The following is a 10817-nucleotide window of genomic DNA, read 5'->3' as shown; positions in this document are numbered from 1 at the left end:
CTCCAAACCTCTCCCCTACCAGGGGAGAGGCTTTAAAACCCCCATTCCCTTGTAGGGAAGGGGGGTTAGGTTTTTGGAGATTATGGGTTTCATATAATACTTTTCAAACAACCTCTAAATAGCCTGAGATTTAATAACAATACGGTTTTGGTAACTATAAAGGATACAATACTTCAAATACACGGTAGTGGTAACTATATCTTTATAAAACGACGGTGATGAAAAAAATTCTTATTTTAACCGCTAACCCCACCAACACAAAACCGTTGCGTTTAAGTGAAGAAGTCAGGGAAATCAAAAGTGCTTGGGAGCGTTCCCTAAACCGTGAACAATTTGAAATTATTGTGGAAGAAGCAGTCCGTCCTCAAGAATTTCGTCGTACCCTATTAGATCATAAGCCAGATATTGTGCATTTCTCAGGACATGGTGGAGGAGAACAGAGTTTAGCTTTAATGGCAGATAATGGAGAAGCCTTTTTAGTCAAAGTTGCTCCTTTAGCCAAATTGTTTAAAGCATTACAAGAAATCTTTTTTATTGATTGTGTTTTTCTCAATGCTTGTTATTCAGATGTACAAGCAGAAGGTATTTATCCTTATGTTAATTATGTCGTCGGGATGAATCAAAAAATTGGTGATGAAGCTGCTAAACAATTTGCGATTGGTTTTTACGATACTTTATTTGCAGGACAATTAATTAAAAGTGCTTTTGATTTAGGATGTAATGCCATTGAAATGGAAAATATTCCAGAGCATTTAACTCCGGTTTTGAGGACAAAAGATTCAACAACTAAAAAAGCTTTTATTCAGGGTGTACCTGAGTCGAAATCTGAACCTATTCAACCAAGAGATATTAATATTCCTTTTGAAAATTTAGATGGTCAAGTTCCTCTAAATTCCCCTTTCTATGTTGAACGTCCTCCCATTGAGGCTAACTGTTATACTGCTATTGTAAAACCTGGGGCATTAATTAGGATTAAAGCACCTCGACAAATGGGGAAAACTTCATTAATGAGTAGGATTTTACATCAAGGAGAAAAGCAAGGTTATCAAACAGGATTTATTAATTTATGGAGTCGAGAATTATTTAAAAATCTGGATAGTTTTTTAGAGTCTTTTTGTGCAAATGTCAGTTTAGAATTAGGGATTGAAGAAAAGATAGATCAATATTGGAAACCTCAGCGTTATAGCAGTCAAACTAATTGTACAAATTATTTCCAATCCTATCTTTTAAAAGAATTGAAACAGCCTGTAATTCTAGGATTAGATGAAGTAGATAGAATCTTTCAATATAGTGAAATTGCTGATGAATTTTTCACTATGTTACGTTCATGGCATGAAAAAGGCAAAAATAATGAAACTTGGCAAAAACTGAGATTAGTTATTTCCCATTCTCAGGAAGTTTATATTTCTTTGGATGTGAATAAATCTCCTTTTAATGTGGGTTTACCAATTGATTTAAATAAGTTTAGTTTAGCACAGGTTCAGGATTTAGTTAAACGACATGGATTACAATGGTCAGATACAGAAATTAATCAATTAATGGGGATGATTGACGGTCATCCTTATTTGGTGAGAACGGCATTATATCATATTGCCACTAACGACTTAACTTTAAAGCAATTTTTAGAAATTGCTCCCACTGAAGAAGGATTATATGAAGATCATTTGTATCGTCATCTTTTGATTTTGGAAGAAAATAAACAACTAAAATCAGCTATGTTAAAATTGGTTAATAGTGATGATGCCGTTACCTTAGAACCAATTTATGCTTTTAAATTAAAAAGCATGGGATTAGCAGAATCAAAAGGTAATAAGGTAATTCCCCTGTGTAATTTATATCGTATTTATTTTAGCGATCGCTTGCAATATTAATAGATATCATTTAAAATAATGACAATTAACTAAATCTAACCAGAGTTATTTTGTTATAAACATAAACCGCCCTGAACTTTAGTTCTGGGCTAATAACTAAAGTCCGTTGAAACGGACTGTGAATTTTTCTTCAGTCGTCTTTAGACGACTTTTGCTATTAGACTCAGAATTCATTCTGAGGCGGGCTATGTAATTTGTATCGGCTTTATTTCTGCGATCGCTTGCAAGATTAATTGATGTCATTTAAAATATAACAAAGTAGATCCCCCTAATTTAAAACCATGACTAAAATTTTTACCGCTTATATTGAATATGATGCCGATACCAAATTATATGTAGGAATTATTCCCGCTATTCGAGGAGTTCATACTCAAGGAGCGACTTTAGACGAATTACAACAGAATTTAAAAGAAGTCTTAGAATTATGTTTAGAAGAATCTCAAGAAGATTTGAGTCAATTACCTCAATTTATCGGAATTCAACAAATTGAGGTGGCTTTATGAGTCGCTTACCTATTGTTAACTATAAAACGCTGAATCAACTTTTAATAAAGTTGGGTTTTTCCGTAGTTAGACAAAAAGGAAGTCATGTCTTTTATCGTCATTCTGATGGAAGAACAACAACTGTACCTAATCATCAAGGGAGAGATTTAGCAAGACCACTGTTAAGAGAAATTTTAAAAGAAATTGAATTAACTGTTGATAATTTTAATGAACACTTACAAAATCTTTAATTTTGGTATTTTGCAAGGACATAAAAATGGAAAATCTAGACTCAGTGAATTATGAATATCAAGTAGGTGGTTCGCTCCCAGCTTCTGCTCCTACTTATGTCACCAGAAAAGCCGATAATGAACTATATCAAGCTATAAAAAAGGGAGAATTTTGTTATGTTTTAAACTCCCGACAAATGGGTAAATCTTCTTTAAGAGTTCAAACAATGAAACGACTTAAAGAAGTAGATGGATTTGCTTGTGCTGCTATTGATTTAACTGATATTGGTTCAGCCAATATTACTCCTTTACAATGGTATGCAGGAATTATTAATGAATTAATTAATACCTTTGAATTAAATGAAAAATGTGATATAGATAGTTGGTGGGATAAATACGACCAAGAATCTTTATCTGCGGTAAATTTATTTGGTAATTTTCTCCGAGATATTCTTTTAAAATATGTTGAATCAAATATCGTTATTTTTATAGATGAAATTGATAGTATCATCAGTTTACAGTTTAATGTTGATGATTTTTTTGCTTTAATTCGCTCTTTTTATAATCGTCGAGTTGATAATGTTGAATATGATCGTCTGAGTTTTGTATTATAGGGAAAAGGAAGCTGAGTTAGAAAGGGAAAGAAAGGAGAAAGAAGCCGCAGAAAGAGCGAGAATTATTGAGGAAGAAGCTAGAAAAAAAGCAGAAAAACAATTAAAGAAAGCTAAAAAAACAGGAGGATTAGTTTTATCTATTAGTGTAGTTTTTGCTGTAGTTTTTGGAATAACTGCATTTATAGCAAAACAAAATACTGCAAAAATGGAACAAAACATTGCTAAAATAAAAGAATTATCAGCAGTAGCTTCTCAACTTCAACAAAAAGGTAAAAATAACGAAGCTAACCAATTTTTAAATATTGCAGGTTTAGTTTTACAAGATAAAATCAAAAACCAAGAACTTAAAGAAGCTTTATTGGATAGTTCTTTAGTTTCAGGATATGAATCATTAAAAACAGAAGAGAATAAAAATTCACAATTAGAATCACAATATAACAAGGCTAAAAAAGACTTGAATAAAAGTTTTGAAAAATTACCAAAAGAAAATAATTTTGATAAAAATGATCCTAGTTATTTAGCTACTTTAGTTTATATTTACTATGTAAAAGCGAAATTAGAAAAAGAAAAAAAGAAGGCTTTAGGTAATTATAAAATCGCATTTGAGAAATATGATATTCTCAAATCATTAAAACCTAATCCTGATTTATTTAAGTTAAAACTGAATATTCTCTATAATGGTAATGCTGATATTGTTGCTTCTCTTCATCGTCAACTTAATGATTTAGATAAATCAAATACAGAATATTATGAATCTTTAAAAACACATTTATTAGCCGAATTAAGTAAGTCGGCACGATAAAATCAATATACATTTTTTTCGTAAAAACCCTTAAATAACCTATCTATAAGGTATTTGTCGAATTTACATTTCGTTACATATGTTGATTGTTTAACGCCAACTTACTTAGACTATTTAATGAAAGAAAATAGATGGAAAGACGCAGATTTAAAAAATTGGCAGTTTATTTTGGTTTCAGCTAAAAGAGAAAAAGAAGGTTATAGTTATTTAGAAGTAAATAATATTAAAAACTTTAACTGTAAGGATTTACAAAAAGTAGATAAATTATGGGTGGATAACTCAAAAGGAAAATTCGGTTTTAGTGTTCAGAAAAGGATATATCTGGAAACAGGCAATTCTTTAGATTTTGACTGGGAAAAGGGAACATTTACAAAATGGAACAAGGAAGGGTATAATAGTTTTGTCGGGCGAGGTACGTTACCGTACGTGAGGGAGGTACCGTACGTATTGAGTTACCGTGGCGAGGGTACTCATCTCTTCTTGCAGAGACTTGTAGATTGTAGCAGATAAGGTTTTCAGAACATTATTAAGATTTATTAATCACTCATTTTCTATGAAAGAATAGGCTTTTCCGAAATTCGATACCTGGCACAACCGTCTTCGGAAGTCAAAAGTCAAAAGTCAAAAATCAAAATTTTCAGAAGTCGGGAAAAAAGCTGTAAAAAAGCTGTAAACTTATCCAAAAAACGCTCCAAAAAAGCCGTTTTATCTCGTTCCTAGTCTCTGACTAGGAATGCAGTTGATGAGGCTCTGCCTCTAATCTCATTGAAGGCAGAGCCTTCTAGAATTCATTCCCAGTCAGAGACCGGGAACGAGATAAACCGAGAATCGCTAGATGATAATATAAATACTAACTTAATTAAAAGATAATTTACCTTTATGTCACAACTAACGCCGATTCAATTAGAAGACGGAACAATTATTTATATCGAAGCATCAGAAAACGTTGCTGTATCTATTCCCCAACCTCCAAAAAACGAGAACCTAGATTTTCTAATTCCCACCTCTGAACAAGCAGACCGCGGTTTTGCCTTAGAAAAACTGAACGAAAAACTGAATATTAAAGAACAGGGAGACAAACTCCAAAAAACAATTCAATCCTATTCAAAACATATTATTCAATCCTTCAAAGATTTAGCTTTAGCCGAAGTTTCTGAAGTTACATTAGAATTTGGGGTTAATGTCGGAGGAATGACAGGAATCCCTTATATTGTCACAGGAGAAACTAGCAGTAATATCAAAATTACTGTGAAATGTAAATTTAATCAGAAATAAATTTTGTCAGAATCAGGATATCCACCGATTAAAGGATTTACAGGATGTTATTGTTGAATTAGTCTAGGAATTTTCGGTATTCTAGTGTTTAGAGAATGTTGTTTATTTTAGGCATTTACTAGATATTCTTTTTCACTTATCATCATAATCCTTAATTCTGCCACAATCAAATAATATCCAAATAACAATCCTGTCAATCCTCAAATCCTGGACATCCTGATTCAGACAAAATATTCACTTAATTCTGCCACAATCAAATAATATCCAAATAACAATCCTGTCAATCCTCAAATCCTGGACATCCTGATTCAGACAAAATATTCACTTAATTCTACTAATATCAAAATAATATCCAAATAACAATCCCGCAAATCCTCAAATCCTGGACATCCTGATTCAGACAAAATATTCACTTAATTCTGCCACAATCAAATAATATCCAAATAACAATCCTGCAAATCCTCAAATCCTGGACATCCTGATTCAGACAAAAAAGAGGGAACACATTCAACTGTTCCCTCCACTAATTTTTGACACAAATACTGCTGTTTTAGACTTGAACTGCTAGTTTTGCTTCTTTAGCTGTCAACTGTTCATAAGCAGCACGCATTTTTAAACCTGTTAATACTTGGAATAAACCAGTACCATTATTAGAACCTGGATATTCACGGTGTTGTAATAACAAGTGAGTCATCTCACCTTGATATTTAGTGGATGTTTTGCTCAAATGAGTTTCGATGTAAATTATTTCATCGAGGTTATCAAATTGACCATCTACTTCCAATACTGAGACGTAACGACCATAGTAAACATCAGAACCGTAGTAAAGTTGCATACCGGGGTAAGAACAGGTCAGTTTGCGTCCGCAAGGAGTCCACTGAATTGTTGAACCTTCGTCAAACAGGTAGCTGGGTTCAAAGCCTTCTTTATCTTCCCGTTGTAACATCCGTACCCGCAAAACTTTACGTTCTGTATCGTTTTTAATTAAGTTTGTGGGTAATACTTGCAGAACCACGTCAGCAAATTCTCTTTGCGGTTCGATGAATTTCTCAAAATCAGGTTTACGAGAATTGATTTGTGCGAGAACATCTTCATAGCGGTGGCCTCTTTCAGCCATATCCCGTTGGATTTTCCAAGCAATTTTGACTTCATCACTGATATCAAAGTAAACGCTGAAATCTAGAAGCGCTCTTACCCGTTCGTCATACAAGGGATGCAGCCCTTCTACTACGATAATATGATTTGGCTCAATCCATTCTGGTGGATCAATCATGCCAGTTTCGTGGTTATAAATTGGCTTATGAATTGCTTGACCTTCTTTAAGAGACTTAATTTGTTCATACATTAAGTCAAAGTTATTTGCTCTGGGATCAAGTGCAGTTATGCCTGTTTCTTTACGTTGTTTACGATCTAGGCTATGATAGTCATCTAAACAGATAACTGTCATAAATTCTTCGCCAAATAAATCAATCAACCGACGCAAAAACGTAGATTTACCGCACCCAGAGTCTCCGGCTACTCCAATTAGTACCACGCGTTCCGGCTTAGTCATAAATTCCCTCTAAATACTAAATGTGTCAATGAATAATTTTTCTCACAGCAGATTTTGAATCTAGGAGCTTACCCCAAAAGTATCGTCCCACGTTCTGGCTATCCAGCATAACGATGACAGATTTAAACAAATAACTTATCCGCCTATAGCAGTTACTCGTCCTAATTAGCCTAATTTTATAGCTGGTAAGTATTTAATCTTAGTGTTGCCCTAAATTTTAACAGAAGGGGTGTACTCTCACAAGACTTATGCTCAGAAAGAATTTAGTTCTCTAGCAATTATCTGTTTAACATTCTGCCACAGATGATACATTTTTTTTAGATTTGAGAGAAAATAGGAGTTAGGACTTCGACTTCGCTCAGTGACCAGTCAGAAGAAAGAAGGAAAAAAATAGGTTAGCGCACTGTCATGCTAGAATGGGACAAGTGGTTTTATTTCAGTAACCAAACAAGGTTATAATATACTCTTTAGGGATATTTTCTGAATGGAAAGGCTTGTCCTCATACCCAGGATTTTTGTAGTGCCAATATACTATAAAATCCTGTTTTGACAAGTCTCAAACTATGTATTTTCGGAAAAAAAGATTAAAGTGATTCACTATTAACATTCTCGCAAAGACTTATCCTCTAATTTAGAAGGTGAACAGGTGTGTTTTTTGCCATACCTACTGGTCTTGGGCGAGTGGACAGAGCAAGGCATCATGATGAATGATGTTGTTTTCCCAGATGGCTAGTTTTGTGATCCGAAAATCCGGTAAACTAAAGCTCGCAGAAGGATGGGAATGATTTTTTTTGATAAACGGTTAAGTAAATATCGGAGTGGTATAAGGAATGTACAATCAAGGTGCTGTTGAGGGTGCTGCCAATATAGAATCAGGTAGCCGCGTCTTCGTTTACGAAGTGATGGGTTTGCGTCAGACTGAAGAAACTGATCAAACCAACTACCCCATTCGTAAAAGTGGCAGTGTATTCATCAGAGTACCTTACAACCGCATGAATCAAGAAATGCGACGGATCACTCGCCTGGGCGGTAAAATTGTTAGTATCCAACCTGTTACAGCTTTAGAGCAAGTCAACGGCAAAGTTGAATTGGTAGCTGCTGAGATTACAGTTAGCAGAGATTCACAGCCAGTCAACGAAATAGTTGAATTAGCAACTGCTGACATTCCCGTTAGCACAGAAGTTAAAGCTGAGGTAAATGCTAATGAAGAGGAACATGGTAAAGCCACACCTGTAAGTAATACTAGTGAAGCTAAAGGCTTTGCTAAATCACCAGCTAAGGAGAAAAAAGGCCAGACCATGACTCAAGCAAAAGCTAAAAAAGATGCTCATGCTGATGTTCCTGTGAACATTTATCGTCCTAATGCTCCGTTTATTGGTAAGTGTATTTCTAATGAAACCTTAGTTAAAGAGGGCGGAATTGGGATTGTTCAACATCTCAAGTTTGACCTATCTGCCGGCAACTTGCGGTATTTAGAAGGTCAAAGTATCGGGATTATTCCTCCTGGCGTAGATAAAAATGGTAAGCCTGAAAAACTCAGACTTTATTCCATTGCTTCTACTCGTCACGGCGATAATCTCGATGATAAAACAATATCCCTATGTGTTCGTCAGTTAGAGTACAAGCATCCAGAAACAGGTGAAACAGTTTATGGTGTTTGTTCTAGCTATCTGACTAAAATCAAACCAGGTGATGATGTTAAAATCACAGGTCCTGTTGGTAAAGAAATGCTATTACCTGAAGATCCTGAAGCTAATGTAATCATGTTAGCAACAGGTACAGGGATTGCACCAATGCGGACTTACCTGTGGCGGATGTTTAAGGATGCAGAAAGAAAAGCTAACCCAGAATATCAATTTAAAGGATTTTCTTGGTTGCTGTTTGGTGTGCCAACATCTCCCAATATTCTTTATAAAGAAGAATTGGAAGCAATGCAAGAGAAATATCCCAAAAACTTCCGTCTTACCTATGCTATCAGCCGGGAACAAAATAATCCCGCAGGTGGCAGAATGTATATCCAAGACCGAGTTGCGGAACACGCTGATGCATTGTGGCAGTTGATTAAAAACGAAAAAACCCACACTTACATCTGCGGTTTGCGCGGTATGGAAGATGGCATTGATGCGGCTTTAAGTGCTGCTGCGGCAAAAGAAGGTGTAGTTTGGAGTGATTACCAAAAGGATCTAAAAAAAGCTCACCGCTGGCACGTAGAAACATACTAATTTGTTATTGGTCAATGGTGAGTGGTCATTGGTCATTGGTTATTGGACAATTAAAAGCAGATAATTAGTAGGTAGGGCTTATGGCTCTGCCTACAATTGTTTTATGTAAATTTCATGTGGGTGCAAAATCTGTGGCTGTTAAATTAGGAATACTTGGATTAGGTACAGTCGGAACGGGGACAGTTCAATTGTTGCAAGACAAAGTAGGTCGTCATCCGCTGTTACAGGAAATTGAAATATATCGGGTGGGTGTGCGATCGCTCACGAAACCCAGAGCTGTAGAATTATCATCAGAGGTGATAACTACGGATTTAGAAGCCATTGTTAATGATCCAGCCGTAGATATAGTTGTAGAGTTAATGGGGGGATTAGAACCCGCCCGCACACTCATGTTGACAGCTATTAAAAATGGTAAGCACGTAATTACCGCCAATAAAGCCGTAATTTCTCGATTTGGTGCTGAAATCTTCACCGCTGCTAATGAAGCAGGTGTCTATGTGCTGCTAGAAGCTGCCGTTGGTGGCGGTATTCCTGTAATTCAACCCCTGAAACAATCTTTAAGCGTTAATCGCATTAGCGCTATCATGGGCATTGTCAATGGCACAACCAACTATATCCTCACCAGGATGCAAACAGAAGGTAGTGAATTTGATGATGTCTTAGCAGATGCTCAAAAATTGGGTTATGCTGAAGCTGACCCCACAGCGGATGTGGATGGTTTAGATGCTGGAGATAAAATTGCTATTTTGGCATCTTTAGGATTTGACGGGCGAATCAATCGGGAAGATGTCCATTGTGAAGGAATTCGTCAAGTTACAAAAACAGATATTGCCTATGCTGCTAAATTAGGATTCGTAATTAAATTACTAGGAATAGCTCAACATTTAGATGAAGATAACTCCCAACTTTCCGTGAGAGTTCATCCTACCCTAGTTCCCCACAGCCACCCTTTAGCTAGTATTAACGGTGTTTACAATGCTATTCTGATTGAGGGAGAACCCATAGGACAAGTGATGTTATTCGGTCCTGGGGCTGGGGCTGGTGCTACCGCTAGTGCTGTATCATCAGATATCTTAAATCTTGTTGCTACCCTCAAAACCAATACCACGAAACCAAATTCTCTCCTCGCTTGTAGACATCAACATTACTCGCAAATTACCCCCATTACCGAGTTAATAACCCGGTTTTATGCCCGTTTCCTCAGCAAAGATCAAGCGGGAGTCATTGGGAGATTGGGAACTTGTTTTGGCAATTATGGCGTGAGTTTAGAGTCAGTTGTCCAAACTGGCTTTCAGGGAGAACTAGCCGAGATTGTCGTTGTTACCCACAATGTCCGGGAAGGGGACTTTAGAGAAGCTTTGGCAGAAATTCAAGCAATGGAATCAATAGACAGTATTCCCAGCGTATTACGAGTGCTTTGAAACATAAAAAGATCAAAATATCCCCGACTTCTTTGAGAAGTCGGGGATATTGTCATTCTATTATTAATTAACAATAAGATAGTTCTTCCTTATCAATTTCATGATAACATTTTTAAAATTGTTTGTCAACACAATAAAATCACTTTTTTCCCGTTGGCGTTTTTGCGTTTTTTAGCGAAACATGATGGGGTGATGATGTAAGGAAGGAGGAAGGAGGAAGGAGGAAGCCAGGGAGAGAAGCCAGGGAATAAATTCCCTGTCTTATAGCTAAAGTCGGTTAAAACCGACTGGGGGGTTCAAAAATTATTGGAGATGTCTATTGAATTTACGTTTTGTCCAAACACCAAT

11 protein-coding genes are annotated in these 10817 nt (G+C 35.9%); 9 read left to right on the top strand and 2 right to left on the bottom strand.

Translation table 11 applies throughout. From position 1 onward, the window contains the following. Nucleotides 1-218 precede the first annotated feature (218 nt). Nucleotides 219-1871, top strand: a complete 1653-nt coding sequence (locus PN450_RS12700; RefSeq protein ID WP_271836556.1) for an AAA-like domain-containing protein — start codon at nucleotides 219-221, stop codon at nucleotides 1869-1871. Nucleotides 1872-1967: 96 nt separating this feature from the next. On the opposite strand, the gene PN450_RS12695 is transcribed toward PN450_RS12700, so the two are convergent. Continuing rightward, nucleotides 1968-2114 carry a hypothetical protein gene (locus PN450_RS12695; protein ID WP_199924367.1) on the bottom strand — a complete coding sequence of 49 codons (147 nt, stop codon included), beginning with the start codon at nucleotides 2112-2114 and terminating at the stop codon, nucleotides 1968-1970. Nucleotides 2115-2152: 38 nt separating this feature from the next. On the opposite strand from PN450_RS12695, the gene PN450_RS12690 reads away from it, so the two are divergent. The 6 genes from PN450_RS12690 to PN450_RS12665 all read left to right on the top strand — a co-directional run bounded on the left by PN450_RS12690 (nucleotide 2153) and on the right by PN450_RS12665 (nucleotide 5274). Continuing rightward, complete coding sequence (locus PN450_RS12690) at nucleotides 2153-2374, top strand: type II toxin-antitoxin system HicB family antitoxin (RefSeq protein WP_271836555.1); 222 nt, start codon at nucleotides 2153-2155, stop codon at nucleotides 2372-2374. Beyond that, the gene (locus PN450_RS12685; protein WP_096664140.1) at nucleotides 2371-2604 is read left to right on the top strand and encodes a type II toxin-antitoxin system HicA family toxin; all 234 of its coding nucleotides are present in this window, start codon (nucleotides 2371-2373) and stop codon (nucleotides 2602-2604) included. The genes PN450_RS12690 and PN450_RS12685 overlap by 4 nt, the downstream gene beginning before the upstream one ends. A gap of 26 nt (nucleotides 2605-2630) precedes the next feature. Next, nucleotides 2631-3197 (top strand): AAA-like domain-containing protein, encoded by a 567-nt coding sequence (locus tag PN450_RS12680; protein ID WP_271836554.1) that lies wholly within the window; start codon nucleotides 2631-2633, stop codon nucleotides 3195-3197. Continuing rightward, nucleotides 3187-3999 (top strand): hypothetical protein, encoded by an 813-nt coding sequence (locus PN450_RS12675; RefSeq protein ID WP_271836553.1) that lies wholly within the window; start codon nucleotides 3187-3189, stop codon nucleotides 3997-3999. Before PN450_RS12680 ends, PN450_RS12675 begins: the two co-directional genes overlap by 11 nt. Before the next feature lie 117 nt (nucleotides 4000-4116). Continuing rightward, entirely contained in the window at nucleotides 4117-4509 is a 393-nt protein-coding gene (locus PN450_RS12670; RefSeq protein ID WP_271836552.1) for a GUN4 domain-containing protein, read from the top strand. 369 nt (nucleotides 4510-4878) lie between these two features. After that, on the top strand, nucleotides 4879-5274 hold the full coding sequence (locus PN450_RS12665; RefSeq protein ID WP_271836551.1) for a CU044_2847 family protein: 396 nt from the start codon (nucleotides 4879-4881) through the stop codon (nucleotides 5272-5274). 550 nt (nucleotides 5275-5824) lie between these two features. Here the strand turns inward: PN450_RS12665 and PN450_RS12660 are convergent. Continuing rightward, the gene (locus PN450_RS12660) at nucleotides 5825-6826 is read right to left on the bottom strand and encodes a phosphoribulokinase (RefSeq protein WP_271836550.1); all 1002 of its coding nucleotides are present in this window, start codon (nucleotides 6824-6826) and stop codon (nucleotides 5825-5827) included. A gap of 830 nt (nucleotides 6827-7656) precedes the next feature. Here PN450_RS12660 and petH point away from each other — a divergent pair. Further along, nucleotides 7657-9048: a ferredoxin--NADP reductase gene (petH, locus tag PN450_RS12655; protein ID WP_271836549.1), complete on the top strand. Its 1392-nt coding sequence runs from the start codon at nucleotides 7657-7659 to the stop codon at nucleotides 9046-9048. Between the two features lie 131 nt (nucleotides 9049-9179). Next, nucleotides 9180-10469 (top strand): homoserine dehydrogenase, encoded by a 1290-nt coding sequence (locus PN450_RS12650; protein WP_417033748.1) that lies wholly within the window; start codon nucleotides 9180-9182, stop codon nucleotides 10467-10469. Nucleotides 10470-10817 lie beyond the last annotated feature (348 nt).

The sequence above is a fragment of the Dolichospermum lemmermannii CS-548 genome (genome assembly GCF_028330815.1).
Classification (GTDB): Bacteria; Cyanobacteriota; Cyanobacteriia; order Cyanobacteriales; family Nostocaceae; genus Dolichospermum; species Dolichospermum lemmermannii.
This window is presented reverse-complemented; position numbering and strand designations above follow the sequence as displayed.